The 24125-nt window shown below is 36.4% G+C and carries 26 protein-coding genes; 4 read left to right on the plus strand and 22 right to left on the minus strand.

All coding sequences use genetic code 11. From position 1 onward, the window contains the following. Nucleotides 1-75 precede the first annotated feature (75 nt). Nucleotides 76-2685, plus strand: coding sequence for a YfhO family protein (locus tag PECL_RS05300; protein ID WP_014215566.1), 2610 nt, complete (start codon nucleotides 76-78; stop codon nucleotides 2683-2685). A gap of 86 nt (nucleotides 2686-2771) precedes the next feature. Here PECL_RS05300 and greA read toward each other — a convergent pair whose 3' ends face one another. The 8 genes from greA to PECL_RS05340 all read right to left on the minus strand — a co-directional run bounded on the left by greA (nucleotide 2772) and on the right by PECL_RS05340 (nucleotide 10729). Continuing rightward, nucleotides 2772-3251 carry a transcription elongation factor GreA gene (gene greA, locus PECL_RS05305; RefSeq protein ID WP_014215567.1) on the minus strand — a complete coding sequence of 160 codons (480 nt, stop codon included), beginning with the start codon at nucleotides 3249-3251 and terminating at the stop codon, nucleotides 2772-2774. Between the two features lie 17 nt (nucleotides 3252-3268). Then, nucleotides 3269-3925 carry a uridine kinase gene (gene udk / locus PECL_RS05310; protein WP_014215568.1) on the minus strand — a complete coding sequence of 219 codons (657 nt, stop codon included), beginning with the start codon at nucleotides 3923-3925 and terminating at the stop codon, nucleotides 3269-3271. Nucleotides 3926-3938: 13 nt separating this feature from the next. Next, entirely contained in the window at nucleotides 3939-5069 is a 1131-nt protein-coding gene (gene mltG / locus PECL_RS05315) for an endolytic transglycosylase MltG (protein WP_411431286.1), read from the minus strand. A gap of 132 nt (nucleotides 5070-5201) precedes the next feature. After that, entirely contained in the window at nucleotides 5202-7619 is a 2418-nt protein-coding gene (pheT, locus tag PECL_RS05320) for a phenylalanine--tRNA ligase subunit beta (protein ID WP_014215570.1), read from the minus strand. 6 nt (nucleotides 7620-7625) lie between these two features. After that, entirely contained in the window at nucleotides 7626-8672 is a 1047-nt protein-coding gene (gene pheS / locus PECL_RS05325) for a phenylalanine--tRNA ligase subunit alpha (protein ID WP_014215571.1), read from the minus strand. A gap of 349 nt (nucleotides 8673-9021) precedes the next feature. After that, nucleotides 9022-9351, minus strand: coding sequence for a winged helix-turn-helix transcriptional regulator (locus tag PECL_RS05330; protein WP_014215572.1), 330 nt, complete (start codon nucleotides 9349-9351; stop codon nucleotides 9022-9024). Nucleotides 9352-9372: 21 nt separating this feature from the next. After that, nucleotides 9373-9876 carry an HD domain-containing protein gene (locus PECL_RS05335; RefSeq protein ID WP_014215573.1) on the minus strand — a complete coding sequence of 168 codons (504 nt, stop codon included), beginning with the start codon at nucleotides 9874-9876 and terminating at the stop codon, nucleotides 9373-9375. 91 nt (nucleotides 9877-9967) lie between these two features. After that, entirely contained in the window at nucleotides 9968-10729 is a 762-nt protein-coding gene (locus tag PECL_RS05340; protein WP_014215574.1) for a TrmH family RNA methyltransferase, read from the minus strand. Nucleotides 10730-10817: 88 nt separating this feature from the next. Here PECL_RS05340 and PECL_RS05345 point away from each other — a divergent pair, with 88 nt between their 5' ends. Next, complete coding sequence (locus PECL_RS05345; RefSeq protein ID WP_041534624.1) at nucleotides 10818-11090, plus strand: acylphosphatase; 273 nt, start codon at nucleotides 10818-10820, stop codon at nucleotides 11088-11090. 76 nt (nucleotides 11091-11166) lie between these two features. Next, the gene (gene yidC, locus PECL_RS05350) at nucleotides 11167-12159 is read left to right on the plus strand and encodes a membrane protein insertase YidC (protein WP_014215576.1); all 993 of its coding nucleotides are present in this window, start codon (nucleotides 11167-11169) and stop codon (nucleotides 12157-12159) included. A gap of 50 nt (nucleotides 12160-12209) precedes the next feature. Here yidC and PECL_RS05355 read toward each other — a convergent pair whose 3' ends face one another. The 13 genes from PECL_RS05355 to PECL_RS05415 form a co-directional block, all read right to left on the minus strand. Next, a complete protein-coding gene (locus PECL_RS05355; RefSeq protein WP_014215577.1) occupies nucleotides 12210-13661 on the minus strand; it encodes a HAMP domain-containing sensor histidine kinase in 1452 nt (483 codons plus the stop codon). A 4-nt stretch (nucleotides 13662-13665) separates the two neighbouring features. Continuing rightward, complete coding sequence (locus PECL_RS05360; RefSeq protein ID WP_014215578.1) at nucleotides 13666-14352, minus strand: response regulator transcription factor; 687 nt, start codon at nucleotides 14350-14352, stop codon at nucleotides 13666-13668. Nucleotides 14353-14508: 156 nt separating this feature from the next. Continuing rightward, nucleotides 14509-15927 carry an NADP-dependent phosphogluconate dehydrogenase gene (gndA, locus tag PECL_RS05365; protein ID WP_014215579.1) on the minus strand — a complete coding sequence of 473 codons (1419 nt, stop codon included), beginning with the start codon at nucleotides 15925-15927 and terminating at the stop codon, nucleotides 14509-14511. 120 nt (nucleotides 15928-16047) lie between these two features. Then, entirely contained in the window at nucleotides 16048-16230 is a 183-nt protein-coding gene (rpmF, locus tag PECL_RS05370; protein ID WP_002831400.1) for a 50S ribosomal protein L32, read from the minus strand. Nucleotides 16231-16280: 50 nt separating this feature from the next. Further along, on the minus strand, nucleotides 16281-16823 hold the full coding sequence (locus PECL_RS05375) for a YceD family protein (protein ID WP_014215580.1): 543 nt from the start codon (nucleotides 16821-16823) through the stop codon (nucleotides 16281-16283). Nucleotides 16824-16898: 75 nt separating this feature from the next. Further along, entirely contained in the window at nucleotides 16899-17993 is a 1095-nt protein-coding gene (locus PECL_RS05380; protein ID WP_014215581.1) for a tRNA(Met) cytidine acetate ligase, read from the minus strand. Then, entirely contained in the window at nucleotides 17993-18727 is a 735-nt protein-coding gene (locus PECL_RS05385; protein ID WP_014215582.1) for a class I SAM-dependent DNA methyltransferase, read from the minus strand. Before PECL_RS05385 ends, PECL_RS05380 begins: the two co-directional genes overlap by 1 nt. Further along, entirely contained in the window at nucleotides 18724-19080 is a 357-nt protein-coding gene (gene rsfS / locus PECL_RS05390; protein WP_014215583.1) for a ribosome silencing factor, read from the minus strand. Before rsfS ends, PECL_RS05385 begins: the two co-directional genes overlap by 4 nt. A 15-nt stretch (nucleotides 19081-19095) precedes the next feature. Further along, nucleotides 19096-19701 (minus strand): bis(5'-nucleosyl)-tetraphosphatase (symmetrical) YqeK, encoded by a 606-nt coding sequence (gene yqeK / locus PECL_RS05395; protein ID WP_014215584.1) that lies wholly within the window; start codon nucleotides 19699-19701, stop codon nucleotides 19096-19098. Beyond that, a complete protein-coding gene (locus tag PECL_RS05400) occupies nucleotides 19688-20335 on the minus strand; it encodes a nicotinate-nucleotide adenylyltransferase (RefSeq protein ID WP_014215585.1) in 648 nt (215 codons plus the stop codon). The genes yqeK and PECL_RS05400 overlap by 14 nt, the downstream gene beginning before the upstream one ends. A gap of 64 nt (nucleotides 20336-20399) precedes the next feature. Continuing rightward, a complete protein-coding gene (gene yhbY, locus PECL_RS05405; RefSeq protein WP_014215586.1) occupies nucleotides 20400-20711 on the minus strand; it encodes a ribosome assembly RNA-binding protein YhbY in 312 nt (103 codons plus the stop codon). 9 nt (nucleotides 20712-20720) lie between these two features. Then, nucleotides 20721-21836: a ribosome biogenesis GTPase YqeH gene (yqeH, locus tag PECL_RS05410; RefSeq protein WP_014215587.1), complete on the minus strand. Its 1116-nt coding sequence runs from the start codon at nucleotides 21834-21836 to the stop codon at nucleotides 20721-20723. After that, nucleotides 21823-22362, minus strand: coding sequence for a YqeG family HAD IIIA-type phosphatase (locus PECL_RS05415; RefSeq protein ID WP_014215588.1), 540 nt, complete (start codon nucleotides 22360-22362; stop codon nucleotides 21823-21825). The genes yqeH and PECL_RS05415 overlap by 14 nt, the downstream gene beginning before the upstream one ends. Nucleotides 22363-22502: 140 nt before the next feature. On the opposite strand from PECL_RS05415, the gene PECL_RS05420 reads away from it, so the two are divergent. Further along, complete coding sequence (locus tag PECL_RS05420; RefSeq protein ID WP_014215589.1) at nucleotides 22503-23426, plus strand: NADP-dependent oxidoreductase; 924 nt, start codon at nucleotides 22503-22505, stop codon at nucleotides 23424-23426. Nucleotides 23427-23693: 267 nt separating this feature from the next. On the opposite strand, the gene PECL_RS05425 is transcribed toward PECL_RS05420, so the two are convergent. Further along, nucleotides 23694-24110, minus strand: a complete 417-nt coding sequence (locus tag PECL_RS05425) for a pyridoxamine 5'-phosphate oxidase family protein (protein WP_014215590.1) — start codon at nucleotides 24108-24110, stop codon at nucleotides 23694-23696. Between the last annotated feature and the right edge of the window lie 15 nt (nucleotides 24111-24125).

The following is a 24125-nucleotide window of genomic DNA, read 5'->3' on the forward strand; positions in this document are numbered from 1 at the left end:
CTAATAACGCTCAACTTAACATTGTCTTATGCTATGCTAAAAACATAAAAAATAATAATTGGTGCAGGAATAATAATGAAAAATATCAAAACAAAATCTTATATATTAAGTTTCATAGTTCCTTTTTTAATTCTTGGAATTTACTTTGCAAGTCGTAGAATGGCTCCGTTCGGAACATCGAGTATTTTAACCGTTGATATGGGACAGCAATATGTTGAATTCTTTGCGTACTTTCAGCATACAATCTTACATAACCCAGGTGCCCTCTTCTATTCATTCTCTAAGGGAATTGGTGGGGAAATGGTGGGAACATGGGCATATTACCTGATGAGTCCCTTTAATTTTTTACTTTTGTTCTTCAAAGGAACGTCTATCACTTCTGGAATACTACTTATTACGTTGCTAAAATATTCATTTGCAAGTTTGAGCATGAATTATTATCTAGCAAAAAATCGCAATCTAAATATATTCATTCAGATTGGAGTTTCAGTTTCTTATAGTCTCATGGCATTTGGTATTGCAAACCAATTGAACATTATGTGGCTAGATGCTTTAATTTTTCTACCCCTCATTACCAATGGTATCGAACACCTAGAAAAAAAATCGAATATCTTGAATCAGTTCACCATTTGGATGTCATTGATGATTATCGTTAACTATTATTTTGCGTATATGATTGCAATTTTCTCTTTAATCTACTTACTTTTTAAATTAACCAAAAGCAATTGGAAAAACTATTCTATTAACTTTTTAAAATCTTGGATCGTAACTATTGGTCTAACCGCATGTCTATGGTTACCAACCCTTTGGTCATTACAACAAAGTAAGCTTACTTACACTGAAAACACATTTAGCTTTGGAACAGATTACAACCCCATTAATTTGGCTAGTAAATTTTTCCCTGGGGCTTTTAGCTTTAAACAAATGTCTAGTGGCTACCCTAACATATACATAGGGATATTTTTCATTGTCGCTTTTGTTGCCTACTTTTTTAATCGAAATATTTCAAAATCTCGAAAAATCAAATCGTTACTCATTACATTGTTCTTACTTGTCTCACTAGATTTTATACCATTTAACTTAATGTGGCATGCCTTCCAATTTCCATGGTGGTATCCATTTCGTTTTAGTTTCATCGTCAGTTTTTGGTTTATTTTGTTAGGTACTAAGGCTTTAGAAAATTATCAGTTCAGCAATCTAAAATTAACTATCCTATCTAGTTCAGTAATTATGGCAGTTTTAACATTTTTATCCGTAGTAAAACTGCCTGATCACACTGACTTTATGACAAGTAATCAAATTATGTTGGGCATCATTTTCTTTATTACTAGTATCCTACTTTGGAGTGGACTATATAATAAATTCAATCCCAAGGGAATTACACTCCTTTTAGGACTCTTTTTAATTATTGATATCAGTACAAACGCAATATTCTCTTTAAATCGAATTTCCTACGTTTCACAGTCAGAATTTGCCGACTATTCGAATGCAGTCAATGATCTAACAAAACAAACTCAAACAAAGAATTCAACTTTTTATCGAGTTGGTAGTAACTTTGCTAGAACAAAAGACGATGCGATGCAATTTAATTATAATGGTGGTTCTCAATTTAATTCAAGTTTGGAAAGCAGTATGATCAATTTGTTAGGGACAATCGGTCAGCCTGTTAGCTCTGGAAATGTATCATACTTGAATGGCACTAATCTAAGTGATAGTCTCCTCGGTTTTAAATACTGGATGATTAATGACCAAACAGTCCGTGGTGAAAATCCGCTGCCTACACAAAGTGTTCGACAAGAACTTAAGCAACCCAAAAATAAAGTATTAAAAACCAATTATGCTTCCGTTTATGAAAATAAAAATGCTCTACCCATCGTATTTATGACTTCTAAATATAAATCAAATCAAGTTCTCCCAATTGATGATCCAATTACTGCACAGAATATTCTTTGGAAAAACGCCACCGGTGAAAAACATGATTTGCTTAACGTACTACCAATGCCACAATATCAAATACAAAATATCAATAACATTAATTCTTTGAATGGATCTATCCTGAGAAAACAAAAGCTCAATAAGCCGGCATCTGTAACGTTCTTCTTGAATAAGCCCAACAAACCAACATATATGACGATTGGCAGCAATATGAATCACAACAATCTAGATGTTCTGGTTAACGGACATCAGATCACAGAAAATGTTGAACTTGATCATCCAATTATCCTTTCAATAAACCAACTATCACATGGCCCAGTTAAAGTTCAAATCGTTTTAAAGAAGCCACAACTAGTGGTTAATAATTTAAACTTTTACACACTAGACCAAAATAGATTGAATCATGATGCATCAGTTTTAAAAAAGGCTAATTCAAATTCACTTACAAACTCTGGTAATAAGATCTCTGGAACAATTAATGTTAAAAACAATCACAACTACTTATGGTCTTCTATTCTATATTCCAAAGGATGGCATTTATATGCTAATAATAAATCAGTGCCAATTGTTCAAAATACAAATGGATTTTTAGGTGCTAAAGTTCCACTTGGCAAGCAGAAGATCTTGCTTAAATATGAACCTCCATTCCTAAGACTAGGTGTTATAATTTCTTTGCTCACTGTAGTGTTATTAGCATTAACAAAGATTACATTCAAAGTAAAAAAAGCAACGAAAAATATTAGCTCATAAATAAAAATGGGGTAACAGCAAAACGTAATTTGCTGTTACCCCATTTTTATTTAATTCACATTATTTTTAATCGCTTGATTTTAGAACTAGTTTTTTACTTCGATGATTTCAACTTCCATCTCACCAACAGGGATACTAATCATTACATGATCCCCAACTTTTTTACCAAGCAACGCTTGTGCGATTGGAGAATCATTCGAAATCTTACCAACCATTGGATCAGACTCAGCTGCTCCAACAATTGTATATTCCTCAGGCTCTTCATCAGGAAGTTCCTTAAAAACAACCGTACGTCCAACCGAAACCTCATCAGTTGCAACATTATCATTATCAATGATTTCTGCATTGTGCAACATGTTTTCAATTGTACTGATCCTACCCTCAACCATACTCTGTTCATCTTTAGCTGATTCATATTCAGAGTTTTCTGACAAATCGCCAAAGCTTCGAGCAATTTTAATTCGCTCAATAATTTCTGGACGAGTCTTTGTTTTTAATTCTTCTAATTCCGCCTCTAACTTATCTTTGCCCTCTAACGTCATCGGAAAAACTTTCTCTTCTGCCATTTTAAATCTACCTCTACTTAACCGTTAAATTTTTCATCGCGTCCATCTTCAGAAAGAATATCACGTACTTTTGTAACTAGTAAATCAATCGCTACAGTATTCTCTCCACCCTCTGGAACGATCAGATCTGCATATCGTTTTGTTGGTTCAATAAACTGATGATACATTGGTTTAACCGTGGTCAAATACTGGGTAATGATCGAATCCAGACTTCTTCCACGTTGTTCCATATCCCGTTGAATTCTACGAATAATTCTAATATCATCATCCGTATCAACATAGACCTTAATATCTAACATATCTCTAACACGCTGATCATCTAAAATCAAAACGCCCTCAAGAATGATTACGTCCCGTGGCTCTTGATGAACGGATTTATTACTACGAGTAAACTCAGAATAATCATATACTGGAATATCGATAGACTGATTACTTTTAAGCATCTTTAAATGCTCTACTAGCAAATCACTGTCGAACGCAAGTGGATGATCATAATTAACATTAATTCGTTCTTCCATTGACATATCAGCTTGGTCTCGATAATACGAGTCTTGCTGAATAATTGAAATTGAGTGTCCAGATAAGTGTTCTAATATTTTACTACTAACCGTCGTTTTTCCACTACCTGACCCACCAGTAACACCTATAATGATTGGTTCTTGTTTATGTTCCATAGCGAACAAACTCCTACTTTCCTTCTGGATTGTACTTTGCAACAGCAGCGTTGAAGGAGTTTATATCCTTAAAGTACAGAACATCACCAACGTTATACTTATTGTCGACCTTCTTTGTAACGGCAAAGAAGAACATATATTCACGATTGGCGTTAATGACTGCCATAATAGAACTTTCCCCTGGGCTATCAACTGGTCCAGGCATATATCCGGTATTAACACGCGTGTTATACGGACTATCCGATTGTAAATCGCTTTCCGTTAATGCCTGTGTCGCTGATTTACGAACAACAGCATACCTAGTAGAAACATCAGATCCTAACGTATCACCCTTAGAGATTCGATTTAAGAATACACCCGCAATCTTTGGACGATCAGAAGTCTTACTTCCTTCCATTTCAACCAGAGAAGCAACGCTTAATGCCTGCTGAACAGTCAAGTTCTTTTCTTTTAGTTTTGAATAATATGGCTTCAAAACAGCATCTTCCTTAGCAACCATTTGAGTTACCAGGTCTTTAAGTGAACTATTCTTGTTGATTGGATAAACGGCTGGGAATAAATAACCTTCCAAACGATACCTAACATTTTGTGCTTTCATTGCAGATCCCAAAAGGTCTGGATACTTAGCAGCAAGTTGCTTAATAAAAGCTTGGTTATTCATTAAACTCAAAAATTGTTTCCCAGTAAACCGATCATTAGTCTTACTCATTGATTTCGCAATCTGATCAATGTTTTCACCCTCACGAATTAATAGCTTAGGTCCATTAACCTCAATCGGAGTTGCAGATCCACCTTTTTGTAACTTATCAGCAATCTGTTTCAAAGTCATTGAAGGCGAAAGTACATAATATCCAGCCTGAAAATTAGCCAAATTTTGTTTTTTAGCATAATAATTAAAAACTGAACCGTTTTTAACAACTTTTTTCTCTTGCAGAATTGAACCAACCTGGCGTGGTGCGGTTCCAATTGGTATATCAATCTGAACCTGTTGATTACTATTTGGGTGCAATGGTTTCATTGCGGAATCAAAGAATCGATATCCTAGAAAAACGGTTACCAGAATTACTAGAAGCAAAATTCCCAAAACCCATTTTACAATCTGATGTCCTCCACCACGTTTTTTATTGTTTTTATTTCCGTTCATCTGCGATCTTGTTCGTGTCATGCTTTGATCGTTGTTATCCAAAATATGTCCCCCTGGTCTTTTTTACATCCCCGTCATTATACAAAATAATTATCAATTATGCATTAACAACTGAAAAAATTTTCCAGAAAATTATCTAATTGTTGCATTTAATTGTGTTTGTAAAGCCATTTGCAATTCATCAAATTCGTTATTTACAACACTTTCTTGCAAAGTTTCATTTTGATCTTGATAGGTTAGCTGGTAAGCCATTGAACGCTTACCACTTGGCAAATGATTTCCTGCGTACACATCAAATAGTTTAATATCAACCAGATATTTCTGCTTAGTACTATTCATGACATCAAGAATCGATTGATTTGAAATGTCATTATCAACCAGCATAGCAACATCACGAGTAATTACAGGATATTTTGAAACTGCATCGTAATGCTGAATATTTTTAGGTAATTCCATGATCTTTGTAAAGTCTAATTCAAAAACATACGTTTCAGAAATTTTAAGTTGTTTTGCTAGTTCAGGATGCACTTGGCCTATAAAACCAATTACTTCATCATTAACCAAAACATCTGCCGTTCTTCCAGGGTGTAAGCTATTTAAATCATGATTGGCGCGGTAAGTAATGTTACCTGTCAAGCCTAGGTTGTGTAAATATTGATCTACAATCCCCTTAACTTGGTAAAAATCAACATCTTGATTCTTAGTATTCCAAGCTTTAGACATTAAACTACCAGCAATCACGCCTGCCAAATGTTCTGTTTCCATCGGTTGAACATCGTCCGTAGTCTTTTCAAAAATTCTTCCTTGCTCATATAAAGCCACATTTGAAACCGAACGAGCCTGGTTATATGCAACATCATCCAAAAGACCGCTAATCAAACTCATTCTAAGAGCCTCATGATCCTTGGTCATTGGCCAGTCAACCTTAACTAATTTGTCTGATTCAGCTTGTGTAAATCGCTGCGCTTTCTCAAGAGTTGTTAAACCATAACTCATTGCTTGTGTTAGTCCCAAGCCTTCCAACACATTACGAGTTTCACGCATTAAACGTTGATTTGCGCTAAGTCTCCCAACTGTGGACCCACTTGAAGGTAATGTTGATGGTAAGTTGTCGTATCCATAAATGCGTGCCACTTCTTCTAAGATGTCCGCTTCAATTGCAATATCCCATCTTCTCAATGGAATTGTGATGGTAAATTGATCATTACTAAATACTGACTCAAATCCCAGACGATCAAAAATATGTTCAACTTCTGATCGTTCTAGATTAGTACCTAATATTTTATTAATACGTGATAATTTAACGTTTACTTCTGTCAAATTAATTTTCGTGTCATTTCCGATAACCGTATCGCTCATTACAAAACCACCAGCAATTTCACGAATCATCTCAGAGGCCTCGTCAAGTGCAGTCTGAAGCGAGGAATAATCAATTCCACGTTCAAAGCGCATTGCTGCTTCACTATGTAAAACATGATAGCGAGCCGTTTTTCTAATCATAATAGGATCAAAGATAGCTGCTTCTAAAACCACATCTGTTGTTTGATTGCTGATTTCTGAATCCATACCACCCATGACACCAGCTAATGCAATGGGAGTATCACTACTCTTTATAACTAAATCGTCTGGTCTTAACTTACGTTCAACACCGTCCAAGGTGGTAAAAGTAACATTTGGTCCAGCTGCATCAACAGAAATATCCGTTCCTAGTGTTGTTTGATCAAATGCATGCAGAGGCTGCCCATATTTCAGCATAATATAGTTAGTAACATCAACTACATTATTAATCGGACGAACTCCGGCTTTCATCAACTTAACCTGCAACCAAAAAGGACTAGATGTAACCTTAACTTCATTAACGACTCGCATCTTATAAACAGGTGCAAATTCGGGATTAACAACATCCACCGAAATCTCTGCATTAGCACTATTCCCAGTTTCCTCAACTTTGCGTTCTTCAAAAGTTGCTTTTTGATCTAAAATTGCAGCAATCTCATGAACATTACCGTTCATACTGAACATGTCACCACGATTTGGAGTAACTGAAGTATCAATGATATCATCATCCATGCCAAGTGCTTCCATAACTGAATCACCAGGCTTCACTTCACTATCAGCAGGAAAAACATAAATCCCATCCACAAATTCCTTTGGAACAACTGAATCATCGAATCCAATTTCCTGCAAAGCGCATATCATTCCATTTGAAGGAACGCCACGCATTTTACTACGCTTAATTTTAACATTATCTTTTATTCTTGAGCCGTGTAAGGCAACAATAACATCTTGATCTGCTGCAATATTAGGTGCACCACATACAATTTGAATTGGTTCTTCTTCACCAACTTCAACCTGGACTATGTGCAAGTGATCTGAATCAGGATGATCAACAACTTCAAGCGTATGTCCCACAACAATTTTCTTGAGTTTGTCATCTAATCGGCGAACTGAGTCAACTTCAACAGCCGTTCTCTCTATTTTTTCAGCAAGATCTTTTGGTGCAATATTAAGTTCCAAGTATTCCGATAACCATTTATATGATAATTTCATTACACATTAACCTCGCTTATTGAACTGAGAAAGAAATCTCACATCATTTAAATAAAAATTACGTATATCATCAACCCCGTAACGCAACATAGCAAAGCGATCGGGACCTAATCCAAAGGCAAAGCCACCATATGTTTCTGAGTCAACTCCTGCCATTTTTAGTACATTAGGGTGCACCATACCAGCGCCTAACACTTCGATCCATCCAGTATACTTACATACTGAGCATCCCTTTCCCATACAATTAAAACAGGTCACGTCTGCTTCAACTGATGGTTCAGTAAAAGGAAAATAACTTGGACGAAGACGTACTTCAAAACGATCTCCAAATAATTCCTGGGCAAGTGTTTCTAGGGTACCCTTTAAATCACCCATAGTAATGTTTTTATCGATTACGAGACCCTCAACTTGATGAAATTGATGCGAATGTGTTGCATCATCCGTATCACGTCGATAAACAACCCCCGGCGAAATCATCTTCAATGGTCCCTTAGAAAAATCGTGCTTTTCCATCGTTCGTGCCTGTACAGGTGACGTTTGAGAACGCATTAAAATATCCTTAGTAATATAAAACGTATCTTGCATGTCTCTGGCAGGATGATCTTTTGGTAAGTTAAGCATTTCAAAGTTGTATCGATCTAATTCGACTTCCGGTCCTTGTACAACCTGATAACCCATGCCAAGAAAAAGATCCTCAATTTGATCAATAATCTGTTGAATAACATGAGGCTGCCCCTGTGCAACAGGAGTACCAGGAAGAGTAACATCAATACTTTCTTCAGCTAGTTTGCGATTCAAACGCTCTTTTTCTAACTCTGTACGGCGTTTTTCAATCGTTGCTGTAAGATTGTCGCGAACCCGATTCGCAAATTCTCCAACCTTTGGGCGATCTTCCTTACTTAAATCTCGCATCCCCCTTAGAACTTCAGTCAAAGGTCCCTTTTTACCTAGTAAATTAACCCTGATGTCGTTTAGCTTCGAAAGATCACCAGAGTTCTTAATCTCACTTAAACCATTTTGTTCCAGTTTTTTTAACTGATCTTCTAACCCCATTCATCTCACTCCTTAAATAAAAAAATAAAACACGCCCCTCAGAAAGGGACGTGTTAACGCGGTACCACCCTTGTTTGCCAGATTTGACACACTTGGTAACCAAATAAGGATGGTTAACCCATAAACCAATCTGAAGCGAATTCACTGCAACTTCTAAAGAGAATTTCTCAGTTAATAATTCTCATTCCTGTTCAGAAGTCTGCCCAGCTACTACTCTTCAGTTACGAATCGCTCAACTATATACTGTACAAAAAAAAAGAGAACCCGTCAATCATCCTCTTTATTACAACTAATCATGCGAAACAATTCACTGATAATTATTTACATAACCTACTGCAAACGACTCACTTTAATACCAGCAGTCAGCAAAAGCATGTACCGAATCCATAACAGGTCGGAGTGCTTCTCCCCGTTTAGTCACTTGGTATTCAATCAAAGACGAATTTGAATGAGTTACTCGTTCAATTAAGCCTTCTTTTTCTAGCGTCTTGAGTCGCTCAACCAACACCCGATCACTGCACCTAGCAACCGTATGAGCCAAATTCTTAAACCGTTGTGGTCCTTCACTCAATAAAGTCTCAATAATTAAACCGTTCCATTTTTGACCCAAAATCTCAAAAGTTTTTTCAAATTTTGGACATAACTCAAATTCTTGCGTCGTACTACTTCTTGTCTCCATCATGGTATTTTACCTCACTACTTAATTAACTTTGGTTATCCATTTTCGATACTTTAAAAACTTTATATGAAACTCTTTACCCAAATGTCCAAAATATTCTTCAACTGCTTGAACATCATCAACTAATGATACCACACTACTCTCCGTGTACTTAGGAAAAGCAACTGTCGCACCCCACATATGTTTTAAAATAATATCTTTTTCTTTGTCATTTAAATTTGTTAACTTTTCAGCATTCCTCAAAGCAACTCTAGGGTGAATATAAGCATGGGTTCCCAAATCAAACTTAGTCGTTCTCCAATCATAATAGAACAGATCATGAAGTAACCCAGCACGAGCTACTGAACGGGCATCAAGATGCAAACGCTTGGCAATACGATAACTATCATAAGAAACACTGATTGAATGATCTAACCGAGTTCCATTATGATGCTGAGTGTAATTACCAAGTTTTTGCACTTCAGCAGTCTTCAAAAGATCTCCAACAATCGACATATACTCTGAATCTTGCTTCCAATCGGACATTAAGAATTCCCCTTTAATTTAATACAGCAATACTACAACCTTATTTATCTAAAATCAAAGAATCTGGTTGATCGTTTCAAAAACGTAATATTTACAATGAAAACATCAAAACCCCGGCTGCAATCGCCACATTTAACGATTCTGCTTTACCTTTTATCGGGATGTATAGGTTAGCAGTAGTCAAATTCGCCAGTTCCGGAGACATACCGTTTCCTTCATTTCCAACGATTAAACCAAGATCTGAACTTCCTTCTACTTTATCATAAGCAGTAGCATCTTTAGACAAAAGTGATCCGTAAACAGGCATCCCATTATCTATTAAGGTAGGAATTAGTCGTAAGAGGTTTGCCCGCTTTAGAATCAAATGATATTGGCTTCCCTGCATTGACCTTAGGATTTTGGGATTATAAAAATCAGCGGTTCCATTTCCAAAGACCACACCAGTATATCCAGCTGCATCAGCTGTTCTTACCATTGTGCCAATGTTACCGGGATCCTGAACATCATCCAAAATCAGCCACTTTCCCTTGAAACTCGTTGGCAAACTCCAATCTTCATCTGAAATGGTTCCAACTAAAAAAACTCCTTGGGTATTAATAGTATCAGATAAATGTTTTGCCACCTCTTCTGACAATATAATCAAACGCTCATCATCAACACGCTTAACAATATCCACATCCTCTTCTACATCTACAACTAGGATATATTGATATTCAATCCCAGCGTCCAATGCTTCTCTTACAGGATGACGTCCTTCTATAAGATATGAACCAAACTTTTTTCGTCCACGGGTTGTTTTTAATTTATTCCATTCTTTAACTTTGGTATTTTTTACTGAAGAAATTTGTTCCATTCTTATCCACCCCTAATCACTGGTTAGTATATCACATGGTCAGTCCTAAAAATGGTATCATGTTATTAAAATAAATGAGGTGATATACTTGAAAACTGTCTATATGAACGCTAGTGGCCGAGTACAAGGCGTTGGCTTTCGATATTCAACTAAGCTTTTAGCTGATCAAACAAAGATAATTGGATGGGTTAAAAATGAAACTAACGGTTCTGTTAGTATTGTTGCACAAGCGGATGATGATAGGTTAGATAAATTCATCGAAGCTATTCGCGCTTCACCTTCACCCTCCGGACGGGTAACCAAACTTGTCATCAAACAAATTCCCCCAATTAATCAGAATGGTTTTATTGTAAAATACTAAAGTTAATTGAAAAAATCCCGTAAATCAAGTATAGTTACCGTTGTATTTTCTATATTGATTGAAGGGATTTTTTACATTGAAAAAATTAAAAGGAATATCTACAATAACCGCTATTTCAACAATAGCCTTGCTACTTGGTGGTTGTGTTCAGAGAACTAAATCTGGAAAGCCATATGGTTTGATTTATGACAATTTAGCAGTCCCAACCCAACATTTAATGGACGGCATTGCTCATATTTTCGGTGGTAATTATGGCTGGGCAATCATACTAGTAACATTTATTGTTCGCCTAATTTTACTACCGTTAATGATCAACCAGTCTCGAAAAGCAACCGTGCAACAAGAAAAAATGTCATTCGTACAGCCCCAAATGAAAGCACTCCAGGAAAGAACTAAAAATGCAAAAACTCCTGAAGAAAAATCTGCAGTTAATCAAGAAATGATGCAACTCTACCGAAATAACAACATAAGTATGACAGGTGGAATTGGTTGTTTACCTATTTTAATTCAATTGCCCGTATTTGCAGCTTTATATGCCGCTATCCAATACTCACCCGAACTTCAAAATGGTGCTGCACATAGTATTTTTATGGGTATCAACCTTGCTAAGCCAAGTATTTTCCTTGCGATTCTTTCATTTGCAATGTACTTCTTACAAGGATGGCTAGGAACCTTTGGCATCCCTAAGGAACAACAAACTACCATGAAGTCTATGATGATTGTTAGTCCTTTGATGATTTTCTTCTTTACCTTAAACGCTCCTGGTGGTCTTGGTCTTTATTTCTTTGTTGGTGGAATTTTTGCTTGTATCCAGACATTGATTATTAATTTATATCGTCCACGTATTCGTGCTCGAGTGCAAGAAGAAATGAAAAAGAACCCTCCTAAAATTGTTGAACCCTCTGGACCCGTTGATTTAAAGGAAATTGCTGAAAGTGAATCAAATCCTGATAACATGGTTATTGAAGATTCAAACAATGATCATGATCAAGTAGACGGTGATGAGCAGAAAAACGTCTCTAAAAAAGATACCCGACGAAATGCGGGAAAGCAACGCCATCATAATTAATAACACATATATAATAAAAAAGATTGTTGAATTTTTCTCAACAATCTTTTTTATCTACTTAAAATTGGTAACTCAATCCTAAAAATGGAACCATGTCCTAATGAACTTTCCAAAGAAATATTTCCCTGATACTCTTCAATCAATCTTTGAGCAATTGAGAGGCCAAGACCATTGCCACCTTTATCACGACTACGGGCCTTATCAACCCTGTAGAAGCGATTAAAGACCTGTTTTGCACTATCTTCTGCAATTCCTTCTCCGAAGTCCTGAACTGCAATTTCAACTGATTGCGTGTTACTAGACAGGGACATGTGTATCTCTTTTCGTTTACCGGAATATTTTACAGCATTGTCAAGCAAAATTATCAGGACTTGTTCAAAGTGGTTACGATAAATCTGAACAATTGGATCTCCCATAACATCGTTATCAAGCATAAATTTAAACTCAGGATGAATCATTTTAAAATCGTTATAAACTTGTGTAACCAACTTTACAACATCCGTTGTCTCGTTTGCGTAGTTAATTTCAATCTGATCTGCTCTTGTTAGATCTAACATTTCACTAACTAAACTTTTCATACGTTGAGTTTCTTCTAATGAGGATTCAATCGAATCATCTACAATTTTGGGATCATCTTTCCCCCATCTATTAAGCCTCTTAAAATGTCCCTCAATCACTGCCACCGGGGTTCTTAACTCATGTGAAACATCCTCAACAAATTGCCTCTGCTGTTCAGTATAACGTTGCATACGATTAACCATGTTGTTGAATTCAGTTGCTAAGTCTGACAACTCATCATTTTGCTTCATATTAGGAATTCGAGAATTGGTTTGAGGATCATTTTCCAGTTCGACCATCGTTTCATGGACCATATTAATAGGTCGTAAAAAGTAAGCTGCAATCAAATAGCCAAATACCGAAACAATAATAAATACCGTTACAGTTGAAAGTAAAAAGACCCAAATCAGTCTATTGTAATTTTTTTTATAACTAGTCAACCGATTTACAACTTGGGCATATCCAATCGGACGGTTCTCCTTGCCAATGATTGGTTTTCGACCAACTAACATTCCACTCTTTCTTGAGAACTGCTGTTGATCCACCCTTTTGAACTTAACGGGATCCTCTCGAGAGGTAAACACATTTTTCCCATTCAGATCATAAATTGAAACAACAATATCTTGTCTTGCTAAGCTAGTAAATAAGCTATTTGTATACAGGTTGTTATTCTGATGACTACTGCGATCCAGATATTGATTCTCAGGTCTCAGCAAGTCGATGCCGCTAGAGCTAATCTTTGTTTCAGAACCTAATCTGTTACCAATTTGATTTAGAGTTAAGTCAACCGAATTACGTTCTTGCTCATACATTGAAAAAGTAATACTTCGAAAAATAAAAAAAGAAAAAAGAGCGAAAATAACCAAAAAACCCATTCCGGTTGAAATCGCCCATTTCCACTTCAAAGATATTCTTCGAGCTTCCTTAATATCTCCGTTATTCATATCACTACGTCCTCATTACGTATCCAGTACCACGAACGGTTTGAATATAGCTTGGTCGTCCATCAACATCAATCTTATTACGAAGGTATCTTATATAAACATCAACAACATTTGTTTCAACACCGTCGTCAACTCCCCAAACCTTGTTTAGCAATACTTCACGAGACTGGACAACATTAACATTCTCCATTAATAGCAATAACAATTCGTACTCTCGCTTAGTTAAGTTAATTGTTTCATCATTCCGACGAACAACTCGATTCTCTTTTTCAATGACAATGTCTTCGTATTCAACTGTTGTTTGATGAAATACCGTATCTTCAGTTTCAAGATCCACCCGACGTAATAGCGCGCGCAATCTAGCCAATAGCTCTTCAATAGCAAATGGCTTAACAATATAATCATCTGCACCATGATCCAACCCGGAAACTCTATCAATAACTGAGTCACGAGCTGTCATCATTATAATTGGAGTTATTTTTTCGCGACGAATTCTGCGGCAAACTTCAATCCCGTTAATCTCTGGAAGCATCAGATCAAGGAGAATTGCATCAAAATCTTCGCTGAGTGCAGCTTCCAATCCTGTTCGCCCATTTCCTTGTACTTCAACCTCATAACCCTCATGTTGTAACTCAAGCTCAACGAAACGGGCTAAGCTTTTTTCATCTTCAATTATCAGAATTTTACTCATGTCTTACTCCAAAATTAAATTATTTTAATACTTGCAACTTAGAATTTTAACATTAAAATGAGTTTTTTCCTAGTATCTTTTTAGAACTCGCATGCTTTTACCGTTATAAATAAAAAAATCGCAACAGGATTTATCCTGCTACGATTTATAAAAATTCTATTGTTCTTCATACCATGGATAATGGAACGAACCTTCACGGTCAACACGTTCATATGTGTGAGCACCAAAGTAATCACGTTGAGCTTGAACTAAGCTGGCTGGAAGGACAGGTGTTCTAAATGAATCAAAGTATGCAATAGCAGATGAAAATCCAGGAACTGGAATTCCAGATTTAACGGCCAAAGCTACGATGTCACGAACAGCAGCCTGATACTTTTCAGAGATTTCTTTAAAGTAATCATCCATTAGCAAGTTATTTAAATCAGCTTTTTTATCAAAAGCGTCTGTGATATTCTGCAAGAACCTTGCACGAATAATGCAACCAGCACGCCAAATTTTTGCAATTTCAGCAAAATTTAGATCCCAATCGTAATGTTCGGATGCAACTTTCATTTGTTCAAATCCTTGGGCATAACTCATAATCTTACTAAAGTAAAGTGCCTCACGAATTTTTTCAACAAGTTCCTTTTTGTCAACATCTGTAACTACTTCAGGTCCATCAATTACCTTACTTGCAGCAACACGTTCGTCTTTCATAACTGAAATATAACGGGCATAAACAGATTCAGTAATTAATGATTGTGGGACACCTAATTCGAGGGCATTTTGAGAACTCCATTTACCGGTACCCTTATTACCAGTTTTATCCATAATCATATCAACAATTGGCTTATCTGAACCAAGATCGTCTTTGCGAGTGAGAATATCAGCAGTTATATCAATCAAGTAACTATCCAATTCGCCCTTGTTCCAATCAGCAAAAACATCGGCAATTTCGCCAACACTCATTCCGAGCATGGTCCGCATTAGTTCATAACTTTCACTGATCAATTGCTCATCGCCATACTCGATTCCGTTATGAACCATCTTTACATAATGGCCAGCTCCGTTAGGACCAATGTATGTCACACAAGGAGCACCATCTTTAGCTTTTGCAGCAATTTGTTCAAAAATTGGAGCAACTAAATCGTATGCCTCTTTTTGACCACCTGGCATCATAGAAGGCCCTTGAAGAGCTCCTAATTCACCACCAGAAACACCAGTACCAATAAAGTTAATTCCTGAGTTATCTAACTCTTTATTACGACGCATAGTATCTTCAAAGAATGTGTTTCCGCCGTCAATTAGAACATCGCCCTTATCCAAAAAAGGAAGTAACTCAGCAATAACGGCATCCGTTGCTTTACCAGCCTGCACCATCATCATAATTCGACGAGGCTTCTCTAAAGAATTAACAAATTCTTCAATCGAGTATGCTGGTACTAACTTTTTTTCTGCGTGATCCTTCATCACTTGTTCAGTTCTTGAAGCAGTTCTGTTGTAAATGGCTACTGTATATCCACGACTCTCAATATTAAGAGCCAAGTTTTTACCCATAACAGCCATTCCAACTACACCAATTTGTGGTTGTGCCATGTTAAATTTCCTCCTAAAAATCACTTCATTTGTACTTATACATACTATCACAATCATTAAATAAAAACACAAAAAAGACCAAAGGACCATGGCTCCTTCAGTCTTTTCCTAATTCAAAAATTAGTTTGCTTTTACGTCAATAACTTGCTTTCCGTTGTAGTAACCACAACTTGGGCAAACACGATGTGATACGCGCAATTCACCACAGTTTGGACATGGTGCCAAACCTGGAGTTGTTAATTTGATATGTCCGCGACGATTACGTTTACGTGTCTTTGATGTTCTTCTTGCTGGTACAGCCATCAATGAGCACCTCCTTTAAGCGAATTACGGTTCCCCGTTAATTTTTAACCCTACTGTTCTGAATCATTGTCCTTAAACAAATCTTGTAGCTTAGCAAGGCGTGGATCAATATTTTTAGTAGCTTCAGCTTGTTCATCCTTTTCGGACCTTACTTGCCAACCATTACCACTTGGCATCGTGCCCTTAGCGACCTCATCTGAAGTTAACACTTGCATTGGGACTTGGAGGACAATGTTATCCTCCACCGCCCGATTCAAATCAATTACGTCATCTTCAACAACCACAACGACCTCTTCATCTGAATAATCATCCAGCTTTGCGTCATCTTCCACATAAATCTCATTAACAGGAAAATCAAGCTTCAGCTGAACCGGTGCAAGTGACCGTGTCGATGGAACTGTTAACTCACACACAATCCTAGCATCAATGGTTACCGCTGAATGATCAGTAACTACTAACCCAGAAAATTCAATCAAACTACATCCTAGAACCAAGTCGGGAAAACGCTCCTTCAGTTGTTGCTCTAGATCAAGCGTCTCCTCAAAAGAGTAAGGTTCCCGATGTTTCCGTAGTTCACTAAAATATAACTGCATGTCGAACCTCCAATGCAACATGAATTATTATACCATGTGCCACTTGAATGTCAACGTAAATTCCTTGACAATCTTTTACACAAGAATAATTTTTTCCATAAAATCATTTGGTGCGATCAACTGATAAATTCTATCTGCCCGATCACTATAAAAATAGTCATTATTAAAATCTTTTTGAGAAATACGATTTAAAATTTTATCACTATTGTTTATTTTCGAAAGGTATTTTCTGCCTAACTGATTCATCCCGAGAATACGAGGTTTACTATCTAAATTAACAGTAGAAGGAATGTTAAGCAATATTGCAGTCAACATCCGTTGTATTGTAGTAACAGAATACCTTCTCGTCTTTAAGTGATCCATTAACTCCTCATAAGAATTACTTTGTTTTATTTGGGATCTGATTCTATTTTGGAATCCTTCTTTTATATTAAGTATCCTGGCAAGCTCAGCAACATCACAACTAATCACTCGATATTTTAACATTGGAAAAAAATCGGGCCATGAAACAAGTTGTGAATTCGTAAGCTCTGCGAGACTTTCACGTGGCAAGGAAGTTAAAAGTGCTGTGGAACTTGTACCGTGTTTAATCAATTCGTTTCTAATCGCAGTTGCACTTGAAAACTCTTTATTTTTGATCACTTTATCATTAAAATCAGCTCCTACCCTTTGAACCGGCATCAATTTTAAGTGCGAATCTAATTTTAAATTCCAGTATGCGTAGTTAATACCCAAAATATCATTTGAGGCGACTTTTGAATCTCCAAAAAGTTGTTGAGCAAAATTTTTCTCGTAGGACTGAAACCGATCATGTTGGTCATCAATCTTACCAGCCATTTTCTGAAAATCTAAATTTGGATGCTCACTGCCAAAAACAAGCGACTTAATTTGAAAAAGGTTTGCTATTCTAACTCCCGCTCTCGCAAAATTATTAGCAGATTGCACAGATTCCTCTACAGGAATCTCTACAACTAAATCAGCACCCTGTTTCAAAGCCATTCGTGCTCTCTTCCATTTATTTACGATCGCTGGCTCTCCGCGTTGTAAAAAATTACCACTCATTATAGCAATACAAACACCATTTGAATTAAGCTTCTTACCCTCTTCTAAGAGGTAACGGTGTCCAAAATGAAACGGATTAAATTCAGCAATCACTCCGAAAGATTCCATTACGACCTCCGACACTTAAAAAACCAACGAGTAGAATCTTTTTTCACTTCACTCTTACCAAAATCTGATGAGACTTCAACATTTGCAAAACCAACATCTTGTAAAACAGATAGATAATTTTGCAATTCATACGTTTGTTCAATATGGATCTCTGAAACCCGTTTAAAATCATTAGAATCATTTTTAATAAAAAAAGTGAGCTCATGTTCTACACTATTAGCAGTATCACCTTCAAAACTTTCCCACATAAATGCTCTATCATCATCTTGGTAATTATACATATATCCAGGATAAACTTGATTAGTTTGATAAGGCGTGATGACATCAAAAATAAATGTTCCATCTTTTTTTAGATGTTCATAGACTTGACGAAATGCTAATTTAACTTCTTGTATACTTTGAAGATAACAAAAAGAATCAGCATAGCAGGAAATAACGTCATAATCTTCCAGTCCATTAAGATCTAACATATTCCCTTGGATTAATTCAAGATCAACATCTGCTTCTTCTGCATGTTGATTTGCTAAAGCTAACATCTCATCTGATAAATCAAATCCCGTAACCCACTGACCATCCTTTGCTAGTAGCACAGCCAACCTACCAGCACCACAGGCAAGCTCAAGCCATTGATTATTACTAGTTTTTACACTTTTTTTAGTGTACTCAAACCACTTCTGATACATATCAGAATCAAAAAGCTGATCATATAGACCAGCAAACGTTTGATAAATCATTTTGTAACCCAATCTTGAACATTAATTTTCTTTGCTTCGGACCAAAGCTTCTCCAAATTATAATATTTTCTTTGTTCCGTTTGAAAAACATTTACAACCACTTCACCAAGATCAATTAAAATCCATTGGGAAGCTTTCTGACCTTCAACACGATAAATCTTTACAGAATTATTTTTTGCCTGCTCTGTGATCTCATCGGCAATTGCAGAAACTTGTCGTTCTGAGTCAGCATTAGCAATCACAAAATACTCTGCCAAAGTGCTTACCTCATTCATTTCAAGTGCAATAATATTTTCAGCGCGCTTATTATCGGCAGCCTTCACTACCATTTCTAGCGTTTGTTTAATATTCAAATTAGATTCTCCTCTTTATCCTATCCTTTGAATCCAAGCATTATAACTTGCAATCATCGCAGGAAAAATTGTTTTATTATTATCAACTAAATATGACAGAGTATGGGTTAATTGGTAAATCACACCTTGCTTTAAGCTTTGATTTGTAACCTTTCGGGCCTCTTCGACGCCTTCAAAATCGCGACCAGGTTCCACATAATCAGCCATAAAAATAACTTGGTCTAGGCAAGACATGACCGGTGCTCCAACTGTATGATGGCGAACGGCATCTAAAATTTCTTCATCAAAAATATTTAGTTCTGCTTTAATTATCTCAGCCCCTACTAATCCATGCCAAATTGCATTACCATAATCCAGTAGCTCAGGATCCATTGCCAAGTCGTTAATATAGCGAACGAATTCGCTGTCTGACTTTTGTTTTGCATAATCATGTAACAACGCAGCAATACTGGCCTTCTCAACATTAACCCCATTTTTTTCAGCGAGATTAATGGCCGTTTGTTCAACTCTTATAATATGTTGAAACCTTCGTTCATCAACGCTTTGTTTAACGATTCCAACCAATTCAGAACGTGTATATGGTACGTAGCCCTCAGCGTACTCAAGATCATTTGTATCCATACAAACTATTCTCCTTTATATACTCTTCAACTTTTTTTGGAACTAAATATTTAATTGATCGTCCATGTTTAATATTATTTCTTATGTCGGTCGAGCTTAAATCCAAGTTTGGTGCGTCTACCCAAATTACCGGATAAGCGCTCACTTGTTCAAATTTTGGACGTTCAACACCAACAAAGTTCACCATTTTACTTAATTCTTTAATCTTATGCCATTTTGGTAGGTATTGCACCATATCGCCACCAATAATGAAATAATATTCGGTTTCAGGATGACGTCTTTTAAGCTCCTGAATAGTATTGTAAGTAAAACTTTTGCCACCTCTTTCAATCTCAATCAAATTAAGTTGAAACATGGGATTATCTTCAATTGCAAGTCTGACCATTTCAACTCGGTGTTTAGCTTCAATGGCATCTTTACTATCGACATGTGGCGGCAAATAATCTGGGATAAACTCGACGTGATCAAGTCCTAATTGTTTACCAACCTGATCTGCAATCATTAAATGTGCTATATGAGGAGGATTAAAAGTTCCCCCAATTAATCCTACTCGATGCTTTTTTTGTATTTCAATCGGTTGTTCTACTATCTCAACATCAACAGAACTGATTGTCTTATTAAAAACTTGTACCATGAATTTTCACCTTTTTAAAACTCCACTTTATAGCAATTGCGTTGTTTAACTCAAAGCTAGTTTCCTATATTGCCCTTACTTGATCAGAAATCTCACGCTTGTCTTCAAATTGTGACACCTTAAAAAGAACAAGAACTCTTCCAATAATTTGTACTACTTGAATATCGGTCTGATCCTCAATGAATGATCTTACATCACTTGTCTCAACATCTGAGTTCTGTTGAATATTGATTTTAATTAATTCATGGTTATCTAGTGCTCCGCTTAATTGTTTCAACCAATTTGTTGTCAATCCATTCTTCCCAACTGAAAACATCGGATGAAAATTATGAGCTTGTGCTCTAAGAAATCTTTTTTGCTTTCCTCTTAAATTCATTTGTCTCTCCTATATCATTGCTTTTCTTGTAATAACTGAAATACCTTCTGGTGCCCAGCCAGTAATAATTGCCCCAGCCGGAACTGATATCCATCCTAAGCCCTCAAACACAATATCACTTTTCTCGCTCACGCTAAAATTATGTTTAATTAATTTGGGTAATTTTTCAAAATTACCATTTGTTGGAGGCGTTAGCAATTCTCCAGCATGCTTTTCATAAAATTGATCAGCATTTTCTAACTTGGTCCGATGTATGTTTAAATTATTCTCAAAATAAGCCACGACTGGTCCATTTGAGCGTTGATAATCAAATCGAGCCAGAGCACCCATAAATAAGGTTTGATCCCCATTAAGTTGAAATACCCGAGGCTTGATCGTTTTTTGTGGTGCTGCGTACTTTAAATCCTCTGGTTCCAAAACATGTGCCATTTGTTCGCGGTGAACAATTCCTGGCGTATCAATCAAACTACTTTCCTCATCAAATGGAATCTCAATCTTATCAAGGGTTGTACCAGGAAATCGTGATGTCGTTATTAGATCTTTAATATCATTTCTAATCGCAATTAGTTGATTTATCAGTGTTGATTTTCCCACATTTGTAACTCCAACAACGTAAACATCTTTGCCATTGCGGTATTTTTCAATTGCCTCAAACAGATTATTTACCTCATGTCGATTCTTAGCACTCGTTAATACTACGTCGATTGGTCGAATTCCATTTGCAAATGCCTGCTGTCGTAGCCATTCTTTCATTCTTGGACGTTTAAGGGATTTTGGTAGAATATCCTCTTTATTCCCGACTAACAACACCTCATTATCACCAATGAATCGATGCAGACCTGGAATTAGGCTTCCGTTAACGTCAAATAAATCCATAACATATACAATTAAAGAATCTGTTTCACTTATCTGACTGAGTAATCGTCTAAAGTCGTCATCAGTTAAGTTTACCGGTGCGATTTCATTGTAATGTCTAAGCCGGAAACAACGCTGACAATATAACTCTCCTGATTCGAGCCCCTTTCTTAAGGCTGATTCAGGTGTATAACCCAATTCATCGGGATTACTAGTCTGAATATGTGCGCCACAACCGATACAAACTAAGTCTTGATCAATTTGATCCATTATTTTTTAAGCCCCTGTTCCATTTCAATTCTGGATACTTTCTTTTTAAAATTATTTTTATAAATTGTTCCAAAAAACGATTAATTCGTGTATTCCATGCATCACTACCAACTAAGGGCTTGACTAATACCCCACGAACTTCAGCCATATTAGCGGAAACCATATCAGTAATTAGCTGATCCCCAACCATTATGACCCCTTTTCGATCTAGTTGATAATGCTTTATTGCCTTGTTAATTCCAAATGTTAACGGCTTCAATGCTCGAGATTCGAATGGAAGACCAAATTTTTCAACAGCTAGTTGGACACGGTGATGATTGTTATTTGAGACAACAATCACTTTAATTCCAGCCGTTCGCATCATATCGAACCAGTCTAACAGTTCTTGAGTTCCATCAGGATTATTCCAAGCAATTAACGTATTGTCTAAATCTGTTAAAACCGCTTCAACTCCATTGTTTTTTAAATCATCTGCGGATAAATCGTAAATTCGTTCGACCATCCAGGTTGGTTTGAAAATTGACATTTTATGCTTCTCCCAATTTACTACTGTCTTACCATTATAGTAAACTTTTTAGCACTTTGCATTTGCAAATCAATTTATTTTTAACTAAATGTTTTTTATATTATTATTTATATGTAAATAATTGAAAAGAGGAAACTCATATGAAGGCAATTGGCATTGAAAAATTTGGTACTCTAAACAACTTAAAAATACTCGAAATTCCGGAGCCTACACCAACAAAAGGACGTCTAATTGTTGCAGTACAGGCTTTTAGCTTGAATCCTTACGATTTAAAAATTATCGATGGATCACAATTAGCGGTCCGCCCTTTAAGCTTACCCTTGATTCCAGGAAGTGATGTTGCTGGAATTGTAATTGATAAAGATAGTTCTGTGACTGATTTTAATATTGGGGATAGGGTTGTTGGACGCTCTAATTTGGGTGGATATGCCGAAATTGCTTCTGTGCCACATCTAAGAGCTGCAAAAATTCCAGATAATGTTTCGTTTGAGACCGCTGCTTCTATCCCCAATGCAGGTGTCACAGCCTTTGACATCGTAAATGGTGCTTTATCTAAAGCAAAGTTTAATTCTGTTCTCATAAATGGGGTCTCAGGCGCTGTTGGGATAATCGCTGCGCAACTACTTCGTGAAAACGGCAAGTTAGTGAGTGGCGTCTTACACTCAACAAATAAACACCTCCAATCTGACTTAAACTTATCTGAAACAGCATTCTATGACATTCCGCAATCATTAGATAAATTAGGAAAATTTGATCTAATCATAAATACTGCACCAGATACCAATAAAATTAATTATCTAAACACCCACCTTAGTCTTAATGGCACAATTCTATCAACAACCGGGATTAGTCAGCTTTCCTCTGCTACGGAACTAATTGACTTCGATGATACAAAATACAAAATGAATCGCCAAGCATTGGAAAGTTTATTAAGCATGATCTCCAATAACCGCCTAAAAATTCCAATTGCTAATCAATCATCATTTAACGTTCTATCCGTTATTAATGATTTAAAACAATTAGAAGTGGCTCACAAACCCGGTAAATTTATTGTAACTATCTAGCAGTAATGCTGACTATTGATATAATTTTTTTCAATTCAATTAAAGCGAAAACGAGACATAAGTTGAGAATGGGACCACTTAGAAGTGATTTCACTTTTCGACTAGTGTCTCGTATTTTTTCCACCTAGTAGAATAGAAATAGGATTCCTTTTTGGATTTTGTCCTTGGCCTACGTTTTCCAATCTCAATATATAATTAAAGCGAGTTGAGGTTTAAACCTCAACTCGCTACGACTTAATCTATATTAATTTTTAGCAAAGACAACAATTACTCAACTATCGGACTATTTTCAATTTCTTCACCGGCATGTGGACCAGCATCTAAACGAACAATTCGATCAACGGTAATTACAACTGCAGCAAGAGGTGCAGGTAATTGTTTGTCAGCCGCATAGGCAGCTGAATCATCAAAAATTTTTCCATCCTTATAAATCGTTGCTTTTCCCTCAACTCTGATACCTTTTAGTCCAGGAAATGGATGAAACGCAACTGCAATTTTATGATTGTCATTCAAATTATGCCAAGCCTGACGCCCTGTCTCTTCATTATAAATCAAATGTGTATCATCTAAAACACGCATTGTTCCCTTAGGACCAACTTGTGGATTTCCATTTTCATCGACAGTCGCAATAAATGCAAAAGCTTGATCAATTAAATCCTTCATATCTGTTGTTAATTTTGCCATTACTTGTTACCCCCT

Origin of the sequence: Pediococcus claussenii ATCC BAA-344, from assembly GCF_000237995.1 — a bacterium.
GTDB classification, from domain to species: domain Bacteria; phylum Bacillota; class Bacilli; order Lactobacillales; family Lactobacillaceae; genus Pediococcus; species Pediococcus claussenii.